General features: G+C 60.6%; 20 protein-coding genes and 1 riboswitch. Of the genes, 4 read left to right on the top strand and 16 right to left on the bottom strand.

Annotated features, from left to right (window positions below; translation table 11 throughout):
* Positions 1–3 precede the first annotated feature (3 nt).
* Positions 4–1,239 carry an SRPBCC family protein gene (locus tag K3724_RS01860; protein WP_259992540.1) on the bottom strand — a complete coding sequence of 412 codons (1,236 nt, stop codon included), beginning with the start codon at positions 1,237–1,239 and terminating at the stop codon, positions 4–6.
* Positions 1,240–1,343: 104 nt separating this feature from the next.
* Positions 1,344–1,544: riboswitch (cobalamin riboswitch) on the bottom strand.
* A 271-nt stretch (positions 1,545–1,815) separates the two neighbouring features.
* Between K3724_RS01860 and K3724_RS01855 the strand changes: the two genes are divergently transcribed.
* Together K3724_RS01855 and K3724_RS01850 are read left to right on the top strand one after the other, a co-directional pair.
* Positions 1,816–2,352, top strand: coding sequence for a dihydrofolate reductase family protein (locus tag K3724_RS01855; protein ID WP_259989524.1), 537 nt, complete (start codon positions 1,816–1,818; stop codon positions 2,350–2,352).
* Positions 2,353–2,367: 15 nt separating this feature from the next.
* Complete coding sequence (locus K3724_RS01850) at positions 2,368–2,907, top strand: TetR/AcrR family transcriptional regulator (protein WP_259989522.1); 540 nt, start codon at positions 2,368–2,370, stop codon at positions 2,905–2,907.
* 73 nt (positions 2,908–2,980) lie between these two features.
* Here K3724_RS01850 and K3724_RS01845 read toward each other — a convergent pair whose 3' ends face one another.
* From K3724_RS01845 to K3724_RS01795, 11 genes are all read right to left on the bottom strand, one after another.
* Entirely contained in the window at positions 2,981–3,625 is a 645-nt protein-coding gene (locus K3724_RS01845; protein WP_129372130.1) for a DUF1523 family protein, read from the bottom strand.
* Positions 3,626–3,635: 10 nt separating this feature from the next.
* Positions 3,636–3,902: a hypothetical protein gene (locus tag K3724_RS01840; RefSeq protein WP_259989519.1), complete on the bottom strand. Its 267-nt coding sequence runs from the start codon at positions 3,900–3,902 to the stop codon at positions 3,636–3,638.
* Positions 3,903–5,264 (bottom strand): DUF6638 family protein, encoded by a 1,362-nt coding sequence (locus K3724_RS01835; RefSeq protein WP_259989517.1) that lies wholly within the window; start codon positions 5,262–5,264, stop codon positions 3,903–3,905.
* A gap of 193 nt (positions 5,265–5,457) precedes the next feature.
* Positions 5,458–5,820, bottom strand: a complete 363-nt coding sequence (locus K3724_RS01830; protein WP_259989515.1) for a hypothetical protein — start codon at positions 5,818–5,820, stop codon at positions 5,458–5,460.
* Positions 5,821–5,823: 3 nt separating this feature from the next.
* A complete protein-coding gene (locus K3724_RS01825) occupies positions 5,824–7,758 on the bottom strand; it encodes an ATP-binding protein (protein WP_259989513.1) in 1,935 nt (644 codons plus the stop codon).
* Between the two features lie 103 nt (positions 7,759–7,861).
* Entirely contained in the window at positions 7,862–8,983 is a 1,122-nt protein-coding gene (locus K3724_RS01820; RefSeq protein WP_259989511.1) for a hypothetical protein, read from the bottom strand.
* The gene (locus K3724_RS01815; RefSeq protein WP_259989509.1) at positions 8,984–9,319 is read right to left on the bottom strand and encodes a hypothetical protein; all 336 of its coding nucleotides are present in this window, start codon (positions 9,317–9,319) and stop codon (positions 8,984–8,986) included. It abuts the gene before it with no gap.
* On the bottom strand, positions 9,319–10,401 hold the full coding sequence (locus K3724_RS01810) for a hypothetical protein (RefSeq protein WP_259989507.1): 1,083 nt from the start codon (positions 10,399–10,401) through the stop codon (positions 9,319–9,321). Before K3724_RS01810 ends, K3724_RS01815 begins: the two co-directional genes overlap by 1 nt.
* Positions 10,402–10,572: 171 nt before the next feature.
* Positions 10,573–11,196 (bottom strand): class I SAM-dependent methyltransferase, encoded by a 624-nt coding sequence (locus K3724_RS01805; protein ID WP_259989505.1) that lies wholly within the window; start codon positions 11,194–11,196, stop codon positions 10,573–10,575.
* Between the two features lie 25 nt (positions 11,197–11,221).
* A complete protein-coding gene (locus K3724_RS01800) occupies positions 11,222–11,962 on the bottom strand; it encodes a phosphatidylcholine/phosphatidylserine synthase (protein WP_259992539.1) in 741 nt (246 codons plus the stop codon).
* A 232-nt stretch (positions 11,963–12,194) separates the two neighbouring features.
* The gene (locus tag K3724_RS01795) at positions 12,195–12,830 is read right to left on the bottom strand and encodes a Crp/Fnr family transcriptional regulator (protein ID WP_259989503.1); all 636 of its coding nucleotides are present in this window, start codon (positions 12,828–12,830) and stop codon (positions 12,195–12,197) included.
* An 80-nt stretch (positions 12,831–12,910) separates the two neighbouring features.
* Between K3724_RS01795 and K3724_RS01790 the strand changes: the two genes are divergently transcribed.
* The gene (locus tag K3724_RS01790; RefSeq protein WP_259989501.1) at positions 12,911–13,405 is read left to right on the top strand and encodes a heme-binding protein; all 495 of its coding nucleotides are present in this window, start codon (positions 12,911–12,913) and stop codon (positions 13,403–13,405) included.
* 108 nt (positions 13,406–13,513) lie between these two features.
* Here the strand turns inward: K3724_RS01790 and K3724_RS01785 are convergent, their stop codons facing one another.
* A complete protein-coding gene (locus tag K3724_RS01785; protein ID WP_129372141.1) occupies positions 13,514–14,722 on the bottom strand; it encodes an aminopeptidase P family protein in 1,209 nt (402 codons plus the stop codon).
* A 196-nt stretch (positions 14,723–14,918) separates the two neighbouring features.
* Positions 14,919–15,704 (bottom strand): alpha/beta hydrolase, encoded by a 786-nt coding sequence (locus tag K3724_RS01780; RefSeq protein ID WP_259989499.1) that lies wholly within the window; start codon positions 15,702–15,704, stop codon positions 14,919–14,921.
* Between the two features lie 196 nt (positions 15,705–15,900).
* On the opposite strand from K3724_RS01780, the gene K3724_RS01775 reads away from it, so the two are divergent.
* Positions 15,901–17,373: an NAD-dependent succinate-semialdehyde dehydrogenase gene (locus tag K3724_RS01775; RefSeq protein WP_259989497.1), complete on the top strand. Its 1,473-nt coding sequence runs from the start codon at positions 15,901–15,903 to the stop codon at positions 17,371–17,373.
* A gap of 36 nt (positions 17,374–17,409) precedes the next feature.
* Here K3724_RS01775 and K3724_RS01770 read toward each other — a convergent pair whose 3' ends face one another.
* Both K3724_RS01770 and K3724_RS01765 read right to left on the bottom strand, forming a co-directional pair.
* Positions 17,410–17,808 carry a globin domain-containing protein gene (locus K3724_RS01770; protein WP_259989495.1) on the bottom strand — a complete coding sequence of 133 codons (399 nt, stop codon included), beginning with the start codon at positions 17,806–17,808 and terminating at the stop codon, positions 17,410–17,412.
* 180 nt (positions 17,809–17,988) lie between these two features.
* Complete coding sequence (locus tag K3724_RS01765) at positions 17,989–18,453, bottom strand: Hsp20 family protein (RefSeq protein WP_259989493.1); 465 nt, start codon at positions 18,451–18,453, stop codon at positions 17,989–17,991.
* Positions 18,454–18,475 lie beyond the last annotated feature (22 nt).

Here is an 18,475-nt window from a genome sequence, read left to right as displayed (position 1 = left end):
ACCTTACTCCGCCGCAATCAGATGGCGGCCGGTCAGCGCGCGGGTCAGATGCTCGGCATACCAGTTGGAGAACTGAATGACGCCGCTTTCCTGCACCTCGGAATAGGGACCGGGTTCATAGGCGGGGGAGTTGATGCCTTTCTGGTTGTCCTCGACCACGATGCGATCCTCGTCATTGGTCGCCATCCAGACCTCGGTCAGGCGCTTGATGTCGTAATCCTGGCCCTCAACCGCATCCTTGTGCACCAGCCATTTGGTGGTGACTTCGGTTTCGGTCGGGCTGATCGGAGTGACACGGAACACGAGGGAATGATCCGGCAGGAAGTGGTTCCAGGTGGTCGGATAATGGAACTTCAGCAGCGTGCCGGCATCCGCAAAGGGCACCCGGCCCAGCGGCTTGGCCACTGCCGCCTTGCCGTCCATGGTGTAGCTTTCCGCGCCTTCGTTCAGCGGCATCCGTGCCAGCCGGTGCTGGCCGCGCGCATCCATGCGGAACTGCGCCGGGCAGCCTGCCGCTTCGATCCGGTCAAAGTGCTTTTGCAGATGCGGCGGGGTCTCGCCGCCCTCAACGCCTGTCACCGACGGATCCTCGGGGAAGGTCCGGCACAGCGACGGGTGGTTGCCGCCGCAGTGGTAGCACTCGCGGTTGTTTTCCCAGACCAGCTTCCAGTTGCCGTTCTCAATGATCGAGCTTTCAAAGGCCACCTTGGCATTGCCCAGATCATGCGGCTCCAGATAGGGGCGGGCCACCTCGGCAAAACCGTTAAAATCCGGCGCTTCATCCGCCAGGCAGATGTAGATCAGCCCGGCCAGGTCGCGGCAATGCACCGGCTTCAGCCCGTGTTTGGAGGCATCGAAATCCGGCCCCATGTCCCGCGCCCACAGCAGTTTGCCGTCCAGCTCGTAGGTCCACTGGTGGTAGGGGCAGACCAGCTTGGGCGAATTGCCTTTCTTCGCCTTGCACACAACCGAACCGCGGTGGCGGCAGGCGTTGTGGAAAGCACGCACTTCGCCATCAGTGCCACGCACGATGATGACGTTATACGACCCCACCTGATGGGTCACATAGTTGCCCGGTTTCGGCACTTCGCAGGCGGGAATGGCAAACAGCCACTCGCGGTAGAAGATCTGCCGCAGGTCCAGGTCCAGAACACCCGGATCGGTATAGAACGCCTGTTCCAGAGAATAGTTTTTCTGCCGCGCCATCAGCTTGGCCAGAATTTCGCTGTCGTGAAGCATCTGCTTCTCTCCTCTGCCGCATCCCCGCGGCGTGTTGGCTTGGTCGCAGGCATAGGCAAAGGGATTGCGGACACGCGCCGCAACCGCCCCGCCGCCGTCCGCGGTTGACGTTTTCATGGCAAGGCTGGTTTCCGGACTGTCCCGGGGCCATTCGGCGGCGGGGCCTGGCACCTTCCCGAAGCCATTGGCTTCAGTGGTCATTGCCATGCCTTGCCCGGGGTCACCGTTGCGGGGGCAGTGCCGGAGTTTCACCAGCTTCCCAATTCTCCGCCCCGAAGGACGGCACCTTGCTATCTGCGGTATTGCCTGAAAAATTTCCCGCCATCGGAAACAAAACCGACCCGCAAAAACCGGAAAAAGACATGCATGTTTGCCGAGCCGGGCGGGACAGGGATGTCCAGAAACTCAAACCGGCATCCGCCAGCCCGTTTGCGGCAAGCGCTTATCTTTCATGCGGTTACCCGCTGCTGATCCACCGAATCGATTCGCACGCAGTGAATCTTGCGCCGGCCCCTTGGAACGCGGCATGCGCTTAATTATATTCCGTATAATTAAACGCATGCACAGGAGAAACCGATGACCACCGGCCACGTCTTCATCGCCACCAGCCTCGACGGCTTTGTGGCCCGCCAGGACCATTCGCTGGATTGGCTGCACAAACAGCCTGTTGCCGAAGATGACGATGGCGGCTTTGCCGCCTTCATGGACAGTGTCGACGGGCTGGTCATGGGAACCGGATCGTTCCGCACCCTGCTCGGGTTCGGCCAATGGCCCTACAGCAAACCCGTTGTGGTCCTCAGCAGCAGCCTGACCAAACAGGACATTCCCGATGAGCTGAAGGACAAGGTGCGCCTCAGCACCGCCGCACCCGCAGACCTTATGCAGGAGCTGCAAGAAGAGGGCTGGACCCGCGCCTATATCGACGGCGGACGGATGGTGCAGTCCTTCCTGCGCCAGGGGCTGATCGCCGATCTGACCATCACAACGGTCCCGATTCTGATCGGCAGCGGCATTCCGCTGTTCGGCAGCCTGGACCGGGACATCGACCTCCAGGTGGCAAGCTCCCGCATCCTGCCCACCGGCATGGTCCAGGCCACGTTCCGGGTAGCCTGACCGATGCCCCCGCGCATGGGCCGCCCGCCCAGGGGCAGCCGGACCCTCAGCAAGGATGATGTGCTGAAAACGGCCCTGCAGCTGCTCGATGAGGGCGGCAGCAAGGCCCTCACCTTCAAAGCACTGGCAGAGGCGCTTGGCGTCACCCCGATGGCCGTTGCCCATCACGCCGGAACCAAGGACGAGATGATTGCATCCCTCGTCGCCATTGCATTTGCAGGTTCAGACACCCCGTCTGAAGCGGCAACGCCCAAACTGCGGCTGCGCGATCTGATGTCCCGCTATTGCGCCCAGGTGACCAAGCATCCGGAGCTTGCAAAGTGTATCCTGGAAAACCCGGCCCTGATCGGCTCCTCCCTGACCGGGCTGACCCGGCTGATCGAGACGGAAATCACCGCCGCAGACGTATCTGGCGCAGAGGCCCGCACCATTCTCTGCCTGCTGGTGGATTACACACACGGCTTCGCCTTTGCTGCCGCCGCGGCACCACGCGGGGCGCTTTCGGCTGGCGATTTCACCCCGGCGCTGGACTGGGTGCTCGACCGTATCGAATAAAAAAATGCGGGCCCGTTCGGGCCCGCGCATCCGTTTGCATATTTCAGAGCCGCCCCGCCCGCGGCCCCTCTCGTCACTTCGACTTCCAGCTGTCCAGCCAGCGCCGGAACCGCCCCCTGCGCTCGGCAAGCGCATCGCCCGCGGCATACAGGCTGTCTTCGACATTCTCGACCATCGGGTCGATCCGCGCCCGGCGGAAGCGGCGCCAGCGCACATAGACGGCCCAGAACACCGCCGCCAGAAGCACCAGAACAATGATCGTGAACCAGTTGGTTGGCTTGTCCTCCGGTCCCGCAACCGGGTTGATCGTCACCGCGTTGGGGAAGACCGACAGGAATTCATTGCGCCAGCCGTAGTGCATCACCGCTACCCACTCCGGGTTCGCCTTGGTTGAGATGCTGTCATTGGCATCAGTATACAGATTGGCGGTATCGAACTTGAAATAAGGCGGCCAATTCCAACCGGTATCCTCATTCCGGTACACGATATTGCGGCCATTGGGGCGCACCGCCTGGATGAACTGCACATCGCGGTTGATCAGCTCCGCCGACTGATCATCCGGCTGCGACCAGAAAACCCTCGTCCAGTCGTTCAGCTCCTGCCGCTCCTCATAGGTATTGACGATCCGCACCACATCGTACTGCGGCAGCGTATAATGCAGGAAGGCGCCGAACAGCACCCAGATGGTAATCAGGAAAGCCCATTTGATGAAACGCATCTGCTGCACCTCACATGAAGTTAATGACATAGACCAGAAACGCCAGCGCCCCTAGCGGAATGATATAGACCAGCAGGATCAGCTTGCGCCGGAACGAGCGGTCGTATTGTTTCAGCCCCCGCTGGATGAAGGCGGAGCGGTCGCCGGTCAACCCCTTCTCTTGCCAGCGGCGTTTCAGTTTCGCCCGCCGCATCTCACGCGAATAAAGCGACACCGTGCCATAGGCCACGGTCAGCACCACCAGCAGGATCAGGATCAGGCGAAAAAACCCGAACATTCAGCGGTCCCTCACCCGGCTGACCGCGCCCCAGGGGCCGACCCGGTCAACCATCCCCTTGCGCCGCACTCGCGGCAGGCTGGGCGTGCGTCCTTCCATATCCGGCTCATGCCCGAACAGCGCGGCGCGCGCGCCGGCTTTGTCCACCGCATACTCCCGCGCCAGGAACTCTGCCGCATAGGCCTTTTTCGTCTCCGGCCAGCCCCGGTACTGGCGGTAGAATTCTTCTTTGTGGCAGATGAACATCTGGCGGAAGTCATGCGGGCACAGCTCCGCCAGCAGCATATTCACCAAGTCCCGCTGGGCAGTGTCCGACGCCCGCAAGGAATAGAAATAGGCCGGATGGTCCGAGCGGATCTTCGGCCATTTGCCGCCCCCCTCGGCCCAGCGCACCAGCGCCGCCAGCCCCTCGAACTCCTCCGGCAGCTCATCCGCATGCCGCGCCGCCATCCGCCGCAGGTCACCGCGCGACAGGCCAGTGAGGTCCCGGCCCTTCCCGGTCAGCACGCTGACGGCCAGGAACCCCATCTTCTGCCGCAGGATCGCCGCGCCATCGACGCCGCGCGACCGGATCACCGGTTCCGCCAGCCCGTTCAGTTCCAGAAACTTGGCAATCGCATTGCGCTCGCTCAGATCAAACACATGTTTCAGCGGCACGCCCTCGGGCTTTGCCCCGCTGGCAATCACCGCCGGATGCGCGACGCCCTGAAACACATACAACCCGCCGAAATGCGCGGTCCAGAAGTTCGACTGCTCAAACACCTCATGCTCCAGATGCACCGGATTGCGGGTGACATCGCCGGTCTTTTCCGCTGTCGCAATCATCTCCCCGATCAGCGTATCGTCAAACCAGGCATCCTCATGCGTCTTGAACCGTTCCACCAGCTGCGCCAGGTGGTCCGCATGGCGCAAGGTGCCCTTGGTGGTATCCGCATCGATCCGCACCTGCTGGATGTCGAACAGCCTGGCGGGGGTCGAGACCTCAAACACCGAATTCACCAGCTCGCCGGCAACGGCATCGGTCGCCGTCAGCGCAAACAGCTGGCGTTCGTTGACCTCAATAAACCGGCGCAGAATGTCCCGGCTGGTGGAGAATTTCACATGCAAGAGCGGGCAGCGTTTCTGCTCGGTCGACAGCAGGATGAACTGCCGGTTCACGCCCGCATGGTTCAGATAGTGATCATCCCCCAGCTCATCGCCGATCTCGGGCGAGAACCCCGAGATATCGACATGGAAATCTGTAAGGGCCGTGGTCTTGCCGGTCAGATGCTTCAGCGCGCGGTTATACCGCTCCACCAGCGCAGGCGAGGCCACATGGAAGAGGTTGCCGAACATCAGGCCATGCTGGATGAGGCGTTTCATATGTTCCTCCTGTCCGCATCACGTAAGCGATGCACTCCCTTCCAGAGCAGTTGCGAATACCCCCCGCCCGAGGCGTTTGCGGCTCGGGCAGCGCCTGTCCGCCCCGTCAAACCGAAGGTTTGCCTCCGGCAAAACGGGCGGGCGCTCCGCTTCCGCCCGCGGACAGGCTCTGCTCTCATGTTGCGCGAAACATTCATCGTAGCCCCCTTTGCGAATTTTGCGGGCGTAGCCTTGCGATGGTCATGGCAATCGCAAAAACAGCGGCAGTAAACGGCATCAGAAAGGACATTGAGATCCGTTCCATAAAGATGGCAGCGCTAAGAATGCCTGAAAGGGTAAGTACTCCCTGCCCCATTTCACCAACCTGAAAAGCTGCCACGATTAGAAAAATCACCATTGGAACAAGGAGAACAGGAAGGAATGTCACGGAAAGGGCCTGCTTCACCGGAACTTCTTTCCTTCCAAGCCGACCTCCCATCGCGATCCCGGCAACCACTGAGTAAACCGCAGTGAGGACCGAAACCACAAGGGCAACATATCCGAAAACAATCCCCACAGATCACTTCCCCTCCAGATACCGCCGCTTGGCCTCTTCCTGCCGTCCGAAATCGCGCACCATGTTTTCAATCGCCACCTCATCCGACTTGTCGGCATAGCGGAACTCGCTATCGGCGTAGCGGTTGATCTCCTGCACCACCATATCGACCGTGATCGGCACCCGCAGTTCGGCAATCATTGCGGATTTGGTGTCGTAATCCTTGAACAGGAACAGCTCCGGGTTCTCCATCCACTCATCCGGCAGCTCAAAATCCATCGCCCGCACCTTGACCGCATCGGTGATGTTCTTGATCGCGCGGCCGGTGAACCGTTCATCCGCCGCTTGGATCGCCTTCAGATAGGTGCCGAGCTTGGCCAGATCATCCAGCTCTCCAAGCTGATCCTGCACCCGGCCGAATACCTCCGCCAGCCCCGGTTCCTGCGGGCGGTTGTAGGCCTCGAAGGACCGCGCGACGGCCTTCCTGATTTCCTGCGCACCGTACAGATCATGCTCCCCCAGCGGGATCGCATGGTTCTTGCCCATCAGCAGCGTCAGGATGTCGATGTAATCCTCCCGCGTCTGCGGCCCGTCCACCAGGAACCGCGCACCCGCCCGCTGGCGCAGCGCGTCGTCCACATTCTCCGGGTAGTTGGAGAACATGCCAAAGGTGCAATTGCCGCGCACCACGGTATTGGCGCCGGCAAAGGCCTCCATGAACACCGCCGTCACCTCCTGCTGGCCGGCGCTGGACTGCCGGTCGCCGCGCTTGCCCGCAATCTGGTCGATATCGTCGATGGTGCCAAAGCCGATGACGCCGGGGTCGATCACGTTCTGAATGAACGATTTGGCGTTCTGGCCTGATTTGCCCTGATAGCTGTCGATATTGTCGATGCCAAAGTTTTGGTAACGAAAGGCATAGCCCGCATTCTGGCAATAATCATGCATCAGCCCCGCCATCATCTGGATCAGCGTCGTCTTGCCCGTCCCCGGCTTCCCGTCCCCCATGAAGGTAAAGATGAACCCGCCCATCTCGGCAAAGGGGTTCAGGCGGCGGTCGAAATCATAGGCCATCAGCATTTTAGCCAGCCGCAGGGCCTGATATTTGGCGATATGGTTGCCGACCACCTCATGCGGCTTCTTGAACGCCATGGTGAGGGTGGTGGATTTCGCCTTGGCCGCGGCGTCAAAGCCGCTGATGGTCAGATCATCCGCCTCCACCCGCCAGGCAGCGGACGTGAAGGCTTCCAGCCGGCCTGCATTCTGCGCCCTGAGCGCCGCCTTCTCCAGCAGCTGCTCGGCATAAGCTGCGGTGGCAGCGATCAGATGCGCATCGTCGGGGGCATACAGCGCCAGCTTCTGATCCAGCTCCCACAGCACCCCATGCAAGGCAAGCGGCGCATTATCCGTTAGCAGCTCCTCCGCCTCGCCCACCTCAGCCTGCGCTTCGGACCCGTGCGGCGCCAGCAAAAACGCCGCGGCATTGGCAAAGACATGCGCCGACACCAGCGCCTCCGCCGCCAGCAAATCGGTAAACTCACCTTTGCGGGCCGCATCCAAAGACCCGGCCAGATTGGCCCGCTTCAATTCACCCAGACCGGACACATCCGCATAAGCCTCCCCCATCGCCAATGAGATCGCCAGGGCCCGCCGCAGGGCGTGCTGCAAGGTCGCCTGCAGCGGCGAGGTCAGCGGATCATCCTCATCCGCCGCCTCGATACGGGCGATCAGATGCACGCCTTCGGGCCGCGCGGTGGAGCGCGTCACCAGCCCCGGCGTGGTCGAGCGGAACCGCCGCCGCGTGCCAATCCCCGCCGAGCGCTCCGGCGCCTTTCTCTCCACGGCCGGCCTGGCAATCCGCGGGGTGTGATCAAACCCCTCCAGCAGCGCCGCCGCAGCGGCGTAATGCTTGCGGATATCCTCTTCCCGCAACTCCATCTGATTGCCTGAAATGCTCATCTCACCCTCTCAATCCGACTCCTGCGGGCATAATTCACCCCGCTTTTCCTCTTGCCAAAAATATCCCCGCCGGAGGCTCCCGCGCTCTCGGCAGGCACGCAGCTCAATACCGCAGCACCTGCCCTGCCTCGCTCACCACGAACTTCTGCACATCGCCAAACCCCGGCGGGTCCAGCTCTGCCAGCACCTGAAACGGGCGCTGCGGCAGGATAATGGCGCGCTGGGTGCGGGTCGCCCCGGTATCCGCACCACGCCCGCCAAAGGGATCAAGCGCGAATATCTCCCGCTCCACGGTGCCGAACCAGCCAGCGCGATCTTCACGCACCTCTTCGCTTTCCAGCTCTTCCAGCGTCCAGGCCAGCGCCCAGTCCTGGCCCGCCGGCGCCTCCGCTTCCTCCAGCACTTGGTGCAACGGGCCGGACTGCTCGGTATAGGCCGAGGAATACATCGGCCCCACGTGATAGCGACGCAGTTGCTTGGGATGCAGATCGTCGAAATCCTCGTCAAACCCCTTGGCAATGGTCACCAGCTTCAGGCCCGCCAGCGCCTGCGCCATCAGATGCGCCTGCACCTCGGGCCAGCGGCGCTCGTCCTTGGGCAAGGACACTTTGCCGCTGTCTTCCAGCTCCATCAGGTAGATCACGGGCAGGTTCACCTGGCTGTCATAGGCGGCCCAATGCAGCAGGAAGCGCCGGCGGCGCGGGCCAAGGTTTTCCAGCCATTCGCATTCCGGATCATTCTGGGTCCAGAACAGCTGCCCTTTCAAAAGCTCCTGATAATAAAGCCGTTGCGACAGGGCGAATTGCAGCTTTGACGGCACCGTGCGGTCAGCGATGATGGTGCGGACCATGTCGTCCTTCAGTTGCTCTTCGCTGGCCATATTGCCCAGATGCCGCTCTGCCTGCTGGGCATCGTTGGCCATGGTCATCAGCTCCGCCGCGACCGGAAAGCCGCTGTCGCGCTTGTCCATCGCCAGGCTGCCAAAGAACCGCCCGGTGTCCCGCCCCGCCATCAGGTATTTCATGGAAAGCGCGCGGAAGGTGAAATTGAGCCGCATGAGGTAAGCAGTCAGCACCTTCACATCTGATTTCGACAGCCGCCCCTCCGCCTGCATCGCTGCCGACACCCGGGTTAGGTGCCGGATGATGGTCTCGAACTTCTTGAAATACCGGCGTGAGGCGAAGGTATCGCTGAGGCCGGCGTGATCATGCGAGGGATCGGTCATTTAGTTGCCCCAGTCCAAGTCGCGCTCAAGCCAACTATCCAATTGCGCCGCTTTCAGACCCACCCAGGGCCACCAGAACCCGACAAACCTCATGCCCCTCGGAACCACTGACAAGGCGATCAACGCAAACATCACAAAGTGAAAAATCGCAACTCCCAGCCAGATTAGTAGTGAAACCTTCAACACGCTGCCAGCCACTATCACTGGCATTGACAAAAAGCCCACCAGGATCAAGCGAAACGAAATTCGGAACCACCGGGGCTTAAAACCAGGCTCAAGCTCCTTCAGGCTTTTGATCTTAATAGGCCGGTGTTGTTGCTCGAATAAGCGAAACATCACCCACCATACAGGTTCTTGTCGTGCTTCTCGACAATCGCCGCAAACCGGCGGGCAAAGCGTTCATCCGCCTTGGCCTTCTTCTCCAGCACGTCGCGGGCGAACACCATGTTGTCCTCATGGCTTTCCAGCATGTCGGCCATCTTCTGATTGGTGGCGGTGCCGATTGCGGCCATCGCGGTCTGGGCTTCCTTGTCGGTCTGCACGCCGATCTCGTTGATCCGGTGCGCCACATCCTGCTGCTGTGCGGTCTTCAGCGATTTGGTCAGCGCGTCATACAGCACAACCCGCTGCGCCGTGTCCGTCTGCAGCTTGTTGATCAGCACCATCTGCGTCGCCGCCTGGTTCTGCAACGAGTCGACCCAGGTCTTGCCCTTCTCGATATAGCGCTCCAGCGTCTGGGACTTGGCAAGCTTGACCTGCTCGTCCTGCACCATCGCATTGTACTTGGCATTCAGATCCGCCAGCTCGGTCTCCAGCTTGGTACGCGCGGCGGCGTCCTGCTCAACCGCGATCTTGTTCTCCAGCGCAATGATCTCCGGGTCCAGCGCCACAATTCCAGCGCGCACCGTTTCCAGCTCCTGCACGGTGAATTCGCGGTCGTCCAGCGTCGCCGTCAGGTTCGCCTGCACCTTCTCACGCTGCTCTTCCAGGGTGGCCAGCTGGCCCTCCAGCAGCTTCACGATCACGTCGGATTTGGCAATCAGGTCCTGCAGCTTGTCGTCGATACTGGCGGTGCGCATACGTTCCTGCCGCATCGAGTCCGACTTGCCGCGGCTGAAAAAACCAACAAAGCTCTCCCAGCCGGTCTTGCCCCGCATCTCGTCAAAATCTTTCGAGAACGCCGCCGTCACATCATCCAGCCCCATGATCAACTCGGCGATGTTGGCGTTCATCACGTCGGTGTGGGCGTGCACATCCTCCAGCGTCGCGTTCTCGATGTCGATGCTGGCATCCTCGCCCGCCTCGATCTTGTTGCGCGCGGTCTCAATGCGTGACGTCAGCGCCCCGATCTTGGCCTGGGACTCCCGGACTTTCTCCTGGCTCTCCGCCACCATCTTCTCAAATTGGGAAACACTCATAGTATCCGTTCCTTCCCCTGAAATACTTGATCTGGATATAGGGATGTAAAGACGATTTACATCCCCTGGGGTGGTGCAATTCCACCCGGTTCAGACGCACTGTTGCAGAGAGGCCGCACAAAGAAAAGCCCCGGAGAACACTCCGGGGCCGCTTCGCTGAATTGTGCCGTTTCACATGGTTTGCTGCTTGCCCAAAACCAGAAAAGTCATCATCCCGAAGGGCGGAATGCTTTCTTGCTGCTTGATGCTCAGCCGGTCCTCCTGCAGCACCGTCTCCAGCGCAAAATCCGAATGCCAGCCGATCACATTGGCCAGCGGCGCCGAGAGTTTCTCCAGCGACGCCCGCACCCCTTTGCCGCTTTTGAAGTGGTTCGTGATCACCACCTCGCCGCCGGGTTTCAGAATGCGCGTTATCTCGCGCATCACCTGGTCCGGATCCGGCACCACCGAAAGCACATGCATCGCAGCCACGGTGTCAAAGGAATTGTCCGGAAAATCCAAGCTGCGCGCATCCATCTGGCGCAGCTCCTTGACCTGGTTCAGGCCCAGTTCCTGCACCTTTCTTTGCGCCTTCTTCAGCATATCATGGCTGAAATCGATGCCAGTCACCTGCAGATGCGGTGCGTAATGCTTCAGCGACAGCCCGGTGCCGACGCCAACCTCCAGCACGCTGCCCTGACGGGTGTTGATGTAGCGGGCCGCGCGGCGGCGGCCCGAGCGCGTCACCGCGCCAAAAGTCTTGTCATAGACCGGCGCCCAGCGCGCGTAAGATTCTTCAACTGCCTTGATATCCAATTCGTCCCTCCCCGGACGTCATGGGCTAGTCCTTTGGCTTTGAAACCAGCCCCCAAATCACCATCACTACGTAGCCAAGGCATAGCACAACCAGCACGGTCCATGCATAGGTCAGTAATGCCGCAGCCATGAAGGCAAAGCCGACAAGCAGATACTTAACATTCTCGCGGGAGATTTTAACCGCCTTTGGCGACCAGGTCTGAATGTGGCTGATCATTGCCAATCCGATCACCACCATATGCAGGCAGATCAGCAGCTCCGGCAGCACGACCTTGCCGTCAAAGGCAAAGGCGACAAACATCGGCAGCAATGCCAGCAACGCGCCGGCAGGCGACGGGATGCCGTCGAAATAGCCGCTGCGCCCCTTTGGCGCCTCCTCGGACTTGGTGCTGACATTGAACCGCGCCAGCCGCACCACGCAGCAGACCGAAAACACCAGCACCGAAATCCACCCGGCGCCGCGCACGTCCTGCAAGGCCCAGAAATAGATCACCAGCGGTGTCGCCACGCCGAAGTTCAGAAAATCCGCCAGCGAATCCAGCTCGGCGCCCATCTTGCTTTCGCTGTGCAAGGCGCGGGCAAGCCGCCCGTCCAGCCCGTCCAGAATCGCAGCGAGGATGATCATCATCACCGCCAGGGTGTAGTTCCCGAACACCGCAAAGCGAATCGCCGTCAGGCCGGCACAGATGGCGCCAATGGTCATCATGTTCGGCATCAGCTGGATCAGCGCAAATTCGGATTTCTTTTTTTCCGGGGCGTCATACATGGCGGTGGCTCTTTCTTCCTCGCGGGGCGCACGAGCGTGCGCCGTCTGCAAGAGGGTAACATACAGGCTGGCGATGCCGTGGCGGAACATATGCCCCAAGACCCGCCCCGGCGCAACGTCCGTGCCAGAAGGCCACTTGCCGGAAAACCAAGCCAACACTTTTTTCATTCAGGCGCCCGGCGTCTGCCGGTCTTACTATATGCCGGCGTTAGCCTGACGCGCCGCCATCCGGCTAAGGTCCAGTCTTCTCCAGCAAGTGAATGCTCCTGTATCCCAGCTGCACTTGGCCTTTGGCCTTCAAGCCGTTCAGATGAAGGCCCACAGCTTCTTTGGTCACGCCCAAGATGGCAGCCAGTTCTTCCTGGCTGATTTGCAGCTTTCGCGAGTTCTGCCAAATGGAAATCTGTTGCAGCGTGGTTTTCAGTCTTTGTTCCAGCGAGAGAAAAACCGTATTCTCGTAATTCTTATAAAAATGACCAGCAAGCCCAGCCAGGACAGCTGCAATCGCCTGCCATAGACTTGGATCTGCCTGACCTATTTCCTCGATGTCTTTCCAGTCGACTACCTGCAACCGGGTCTCCGTTACCGTATAGGCCGCATTCGGCCTCTGACCGGACCCAAGGCACCCGATGAAACCAAACCAGTCCCCCGCATCAAGATCGCGGACGATCAGCTCTTTGCCGCCCTCATGTGTCGCCCCGAACCGTACCGCGCCAGTTTCAATAAAGTACAATTCCTGCGCCGAATCTGCGATTTCGTGAACCAAGCCTCCTTTGGAGATGCACCTCCCCCGTGCCTTGCCATGCACCGCTTGCCTGGTTTCGTCAGAGCAATGGTCAAGCCAATTCCGAAAGTTCACATTTTTCATCGGGAAAACAATCCAGATTGTCTTTTCATTCCGGCCCTACACGTAGTCTCCGCAGCATTTGCTACAAGGGAGTCCAAAAGATGAAAATGGTAATCTTCGGCGCGGCTGCGACCGGATTGCTCGCGGCCGCTACTGCCTCAGCGGTCGAAATTCCGAGCCGCCCGGCTCTGACAACCGAAATTGCCGAAGCGGTCGCCAAAGAGGCGCTTGCAGATTGCCGTGCACAAGAGACGGCAGTATCGGTCTCTGTCGTGAATGACCAAGGCCGGCTGCTCTATTTCTTCCGGGGAGAAGGCACTGGTGCAAACACCATTCATACCAGCTTCCGGAAGGCCTATACGGCCGCGTCCCTGAAGGTATCAACATCTGTTCTCAATATGGCACCCCAGGCGGACGGATACAGCCAGCTGGGAAAAATGGAAGACGACATCCTGCTGCTAACCGGAGGTCTGCCGCTGTTCCACGAGGGCACGTTGATCGGCGCAATCGGTCTTTCGGGTGCGCCAGACCCGAACATTGAAGAGGCCTGCGGTGAATCCGCAATCGCAAAGGTTCTGAACAGCAAGAACGGCTGACGGCCCGCTTCCAGACCTGCAACCAGTCTGGCTCAACCCCGCAGGTGCCTGACCGGTACACAGGGGGTGCACGCATGGCACCCCCTGCTTTTTCTCTATCAGCCTGCCTCAGCCGACGACGTTGAACTCCGGCCCATAGGGGTATTTGGTGATATTCTCGTTGCCATCCTCGTGAATGATCAGGATGTCGTGCTCACGGTAGCCGCCGGCACCGGGTTGGCCGTCAGCGATGGTCAGCATCGGCTCCATCGAGATCACCATGCCCGGCTCCAGCACCGTATCGATATCCTCGCGCAGCTCCAGCCCGGCCTCGCGGCCATAGTAGTGGGACAGCACACCAAAGGAGTGGCCATAGCCGAAGGTGCGGTATTGCAGCAGATCCTGCTCTTCAAAGAAGGCGTTGATCTGATGGGTAATTTCTGCACAGCTTGCGCCCGGCTTCAGCAGCGAGATGCCCAGCTCATGCGCCGCCACATTGGCCTCCCAGATCCGCAGCGACTCGGCATCCACTTCTTTCACGAACATGGTCCGTTCCAGCGCGGTGTAATAGCCCGAGATCATCGGGAAGGTGTTCAGCGACAGGATATCGCCACGCTGCAGGGTGCGGCCCGTCACCGGGTTATGGGCGCCATCGGTGTTGATGCCGGACTGGAACCAGACCCAGCTGTCACGGTATTCGGCATCCGGAAATCGCTTGGCAATCTCCAGTTCCATCGCATCCCGGCCGGCCATCGCCACATCAATCTCGCGCGCGCCTTCCTTGACTGCGTCACGGATTGCAAAGCCGCCGACGTCTGCCACCGCGGCACCTGCGCGGATCATGTCCAGCTCCGCAGCCGACTTGCCCATCCGCTGAACCATGGTGGGGTGGTACAGATCAACCAGGCTGGACGGCTCCAGGAAGCTCTCCAGTTTGGCCTTCTGCATCAGGGTCAGGTGATCGCTTTCAAAACCGACAACCGCGCCCGCACCGCTGACCGACTTGATTGCACGCCAGAAGTTGTCGCGCTGCCAATCGGTATAGGTGATGTTGTCGCAGAACGACCGGCGCCAGGGCTGGCCCGCGTCGATGCCGGCCGAGATGGTCACCGCCTCGGATGCGGTCACCACCATGCCATAAGGGCGGCCAAAGGCGCAGTAGGTGAAGCCCGAATAATACGAGATGTTGTGCATCGAGGTGAAGACAGCGGCAGTTACGCCAGTCTCAGCCATGATCTTGCGCAGGCCGGCAATGCGCGCCTCGTATTCGGAGACGGCAAATTGCAGCGGTGCTTTTTCACCATTGTGAAAACGGTACATTTCAGGACGTGAAGTCATATCAGACCCTTCCTTCTTACAAGAAAGGTCCCGGCGTTCAGGACGGTTTTTGAATGCTGGGGGCGGCATGTATTCCATGCGGCGACGCCATCGCCTGGCCCTTGCGCAGAAGATGCGGCGGAAACGGGATTCTGGCAAGAGGTTTTTTTGGAGGGGGGCGCCCGTTGGGTGGACGAATTCGCCCACCGAGCTGCGGTCAATTCACGATCTGCATCACCAGATCGCTTTCCGGGTCCGCCAGCGGCTCGATCACATTGAAATGATGCTTGCCAAAGGCGATCACGTGATCGGCCTCCCAGGCCTCCACCAGCCAGATCGCCTGGTCCAAAAACGCCGGGCGTTCCTCGCCGCCAACCCAGACCGTCACGTCTGCGGGGTAGCGGTCTTGCATGTCCACCGGGCTTTCGGCAATTGCAGCCGCGGAATCCATCTGGAATTTCTGGTTCATCGTGGTGCGCAGCAAGGGGCGCAAATCCGACAACGGCGAAATCGGGATCACCGTCTTGATCCGAGCACCCACATCTGCCGGCAGCAGCGCGCGGTCCAGCATCCGCGCCACCAGATGGCCGCCCGCCGAATGGCCGGCCAGCGCAATCGGCCCCGCAACCTCAGCAGCAATCCGGGTCACCGCCGCCGCAACCTGCCGGGTAATATCAGAAATCCGCACCTCGGGGCACAGATCATACGACGGCATTGCCACCGCCCAGCCATGCGCCATCGCGCCGCGGGCCAGATGCGACCAGGTGCTTTTGTCGAAGGCCAGCCAATAGCCGCCATGGACAAAGACAAACACGCCCTTGGGCGTGCCCTCCGGCAGGAACAGGTCGAAGTGTTGCCGCGCGCCCTCGCCATAGGGAATGTCCAGCCGGGCGCGCTCATGCAGGCTGTTGCGGAAATCCTCTGCCGAGGCCGCCCAGCGCGGCGGGTAGCTGTCCGCATTCTCGATATATGCCCCGTTGGCATAGGCATCATCCAATTCCATGCCCGGTCTCCCCTGTTCTTATTCTTTGCGGCTACCTGACAGTCTGCCACAGCACATGTCAAATTGCCCGTCTGAAAAACTCCAGCCACACCGCGCGGAGGCGGATTTGATCAAATTCTGGACTCATCGATGATTCTGGACTTATTTAAGCACAGCTGATTTGCATTCCAGCGACAAAACATCCGGGAGGCCCGCAATGCTCGACGCAACCACAGACCTGAAATCCCTGCTCAAAGATCCCAGCCTGCTGGAAACCCGCGGCTATATCGGCGGTCAATTCGCTGAGGGCGAAAGCACCTTTGACGTGAAAAACCCCGCCCGCGGCGACGTGATTGCCAGCATGGCCGATATCAGCCGCGCCCAGGTGGCCGGCGCCATCGCCCAGGCCGAAGCCGCGCAAAAAGACTGGGCCAAATGGACCGGCAAGGAACGCGCCAACTGCTTGCGCAAGTGGTACGACCTGATGATGGAAAACCAGGAAGACCTGGCAGTGATTCTGACCGCCGAGATGGGCAAGCCGCTGGCGGAATCCCGCGGCGAGATCGCCTATGGCGCGTCGTTCATTGAATTCTTCGCCGAAGAGGCCAAGCGGATCTACGGCGAGACCATCCCCGGCCACCAGCGCGACAAGCGCATCACCGTGCTGAAGCAGCCGATCGGTGTGGCCGCCTCGATCACACCGTGGAATTTCCCCAATGCGATGATCACCCGCAAGGCCGGCCCGGCGCTGGCCGCAGGCTGTGCCTTTGTCGCCCGCCCCGCCGCCGAGACCCCGCTGTCCGCCACCGTGCTGGCAGTTCTGGCGGATCGCGCAGGCATTCCGGCGGGCGTATTCAACGTCGTGCCCTCCTCTCGCGCGTCTGAAATTGGCAAGGAGTTCTGCGAGAACGACGCCGTGCGCAAGCTGACCTTTACCGGCTCGACTGAGGTCGGCCGCATCCTGATGCGCCAGGCCGCCGACACGGTGATGAAATGCTCGATGGAGCTGGGCGGCAATGCGCCGTTCATCGTGTTTGACGACGCTGATCTGGACGCCGCGGTTGAGGGCGCCATCATGTGCAAGTTCCGCAACAACGGCCAGACCTGCGTCTGCGCCAACCGGATCTATGTGCAGGCCGGCGTTTACGATGCCTTTGCGGAGAAGCTGAAAGCTGCGGTCGAGAAGATGAACGTTGGTGACGGCCTGAACGACGGCATCCACTTCGGCCCGCTGATCAACATGGAAGCGGTTGAGAAGGTGCAGGAGCATATTGCCGATGCAACCTCGAAAGGCGGCGAAGTGATCCTGGGCGGCAACCCGTCGGAACTGGGCGGCAGCTTCTTCCAGCCGACCATCGTCAAGGGCGCAACCCCGGACATGGCCTTTGCCAAGGATGAGACTTTCGGCCCCCTCGCGCCGCTGTTCAAGTTCGAGGACGAGGACGAGGTGATCGCGATGGCCAATGACACCATCTTTGGCTTGGCGTCCTATTTCTATGCCAAGGATCTCAGCCGCGTGTACAAGGTTGCCGAAGCGCTGGAATACGGGATTGTGGGTGTGAACACCGGCATCATCTCCACCGAGGTGGCGCCGTTCGGCGGTGTCAAGCAATCGGGCCTGGGCCGCGAAGGCAGCCACCACGGCATCGAGGATTATCTGGAGATGAAATACATCTGCATGGCGGTCTGATCCGCCACCGGACTGGTGCAGGGGGTCAATACCGTGTCAGTGCCGGGTCATCGTCCCGGCCACCTGGCTGATGGCGCTGGCCCAGGCGGTTTCCGTCTCTGTGTCCAGCGCCGGGCCTAAAACATCGCGCAAAGCGGCAATCAACGCCCGCTTTGCCGCCTCGGTCTCCTGCGTGCCAAGCTGCAGATGGGCATGGGCCTGGAGCAGTTGCCCGCCCAGGTCTTCCAATGTGCGCGGATCGTCCAGATTGCGCACGCAGGCAGCAATCATCGCTGTCAGCATTGCTTTCTGTTTTACGAAATTCCCCCGGAACATACCGCGCGCCTCTGGCAGGCGGGTGAACAGATGCACATAAAACCGTTCCGCCAGATCCGCCTTGCGGGCAAAGATCCCGGCAAAGCTTTGCTGAACATGCTGGACTTCCTGAGGGTTCATCAATCCGCCTTTGCGCTGCGGCACCAATTACTCTGCCTCCGATCTTGCCTTCCAATACCTAAAGAAACATTTACGCGCGCAACCATAACCCGCAACTGTCCCCGCGGGGACAACCCGGTGAAACGAAAAAACCCCCTGGCAGAACCAGGGGGCTGAAGCACTCGAACCTTGATCGCGGGATCAGTTGACCGCAGTGGCCTCGATCTCGGCACGGTTCGGGCGGGAGGAGGAGATTTCGATCCGGCGCGGTTTCAGCGCCTCGGGCACCTCGCGGTGCAGATCGATATGCAGCATGCCGTTTTCATGGCTGGCGCCAGTCACGCGGACGTGGTCGGCCAGGGTGAAGCGGCGTTCAAAGGCGCGGGTGGCAATGCCCCGGTGCAGGAAGGAGCGGCCGTCGCTGTCCTCGGCCTTTTTGGCGGTCACCACCAACGCGTTTTCCTTAACCTCGACGTTCAGATCGTCATCGGCAAAACCGGCAACCGCAATCGAAATGCGATAGCTGTCGGCGTCGGTCTTTTCGATGTTATAGGGCGGGTAGCTGGACTGGGCGGCATCCGCGCTAAGGGCGCGGTCCATCAGGCTGGCGATCTGGTCGAAACCGATGGTGGCGCGGTGCAGCGGTGCAAAATCAAACGTACGCATAGTGTCATCCTCATACATGAGC

It is taken from the genome of Leisingera sp. M658, assembly GCF_025144145.1.
In the GTDB taxonomy this organism is placed as follows: Bacteria; Pseudomonadota; Alphaproteobacteria; order Rhodobacterales; family Rhodobacteraceae; genus Leisingera.
Note: the sequence above shows the minus strand (reverse complement) of the source record. Positions and strands in the feature narration are given on the sequence as shown.

Excerpts from the sequence above, each read along its gene's own strand:
- K3724_RS01860 (WP_259992540.1), bottom strand. The coding sequence starts at position 1,239 with ATGCTTCACGACAGCGAAATTCTGGCCAAGCTGATGGCGCGGCAGAAA.
- K3724_RS01855 (WP_259989524.1), top strand. The coding sequence starts at position 1,816 with ATGACCACCGGCCACGTCTTCATCGCCACCAGCCTCGACGGCTTTGTG.
- K3724_RS01850 (WP_259989522.1), top strand. The coding sequence starts at position 2,368 with ATGGGCCGCCCGCCCAGGGGCAGCCGGACCCTCAGCAAGGATGATGTG.
- K3724_RS01845 (WP_129372130.1), bottom strand. The coding sequence starts at position 3,625 with ATGCGTTTCATCAAATGGGCTTTCCTGATTACCATCTGGGTGCTGTTC.
- K3724_RS01840 (WP_259989519.1), bottom strand. The coding sequence starts at position 3,902 with ATGTTCGGGTTTTTTCGCCTGATCCTGATCCTGCTGGTGGTGCTGACC.
- K3724_RS01835 (WP_259989517.1), bottom strand. The coding sequence starts at position 5,264 with ATGAAACGCCTCATCCAGCATGGCCTGATGTTCGGCAACCTCTTCCAT.
- K3724_RS01825 (WP_259989513.1), bottom strand. The coding sequence starts at position 7,758 with ATGAGCATTTCAGGCAATCAGATGGAGTTGCGGGAAGAGGATATCCGC.
- K3724_RS01820 (WP_259989511.1), bottom strand. The coding sequence starts at position 8,983 with ATGACCGATCCCTCGCATGATCACGCCGGCCTCAGCGATACCTTCGCC.
- K3724_RS01815 (WP_259989509.1), bottom strand. The coding sequence starts at position 9,319 with ATGTTTCGCTTATTCGAGCAACAACACCGGCCTATTAAGATCAAAAGC.
- K3724_RS01810 (WP_259989507.1), bottom strand. The coding sequence starts at position 10,401 with ATGAGTGTTTCCCAATTTGAGAAGATGGTGGCGGAGAGCCAGGAGAAA.
- K3724_RS01800 (WP_259992539.1), bottom strand. The coding sequence starts at position 11,962 with ATGTATGACGCCCCGGAAAAAAAGAAATCCGAATTTGCGCTGATCCAG.
- K3724_RS01795 (WP_259989503.1), bottom strand. The coding sequence starts at position 12,830 with ATGAAAAATGTGAACTTTCGGAATTGGCTTGACCATTGCTCTGACGAA.
- K3724_RS01790 (WP_259989501.1), top strand. The coding sequence starts at position 12,911 with ATGAAAATGGTAATCTTCGGCGCGGCTGCGACCGGATTGCTCGCGGCC.
- K3724_RS01785 (WP_129372141.1), bottom strand. The coding sequence starts at position 14,722 with ATGACTTCACGTCCTGAAATGTACCGTTTTCACAATGGTGAAAAAGCA.
- K3724_RS01780 (WP_259989499.1), bottom strand. The coding sequence starts at position 15,704 with ATGGAATTGGATGATGCCTATGCCAACGGGGCATATATCGAGAATGCG.
- K3724_RS01775 (WP_259989497.1), top strand. The coding sequence starts at position 15,901 with ATGCTCGACGCAACCACAGACCTGAAATCCCTGCTCAAAGATCCCAGC.
- K3724_RS01770 (WP_259989495.1), bottom strand. The coding sequence starts at position 17,808 with ATGAACCCTCAGGAAGTCCAGCATGTTCAGCAAAGCTTTGCCGGGATC.
- K3724_RS01765 (WP_259989493.1), bottom strand. The coding sequence starts at position 18,453 with ATGCGTACGTTTGATTTTGCACCGCTGCACCGCGCCACCATCGGTTTC.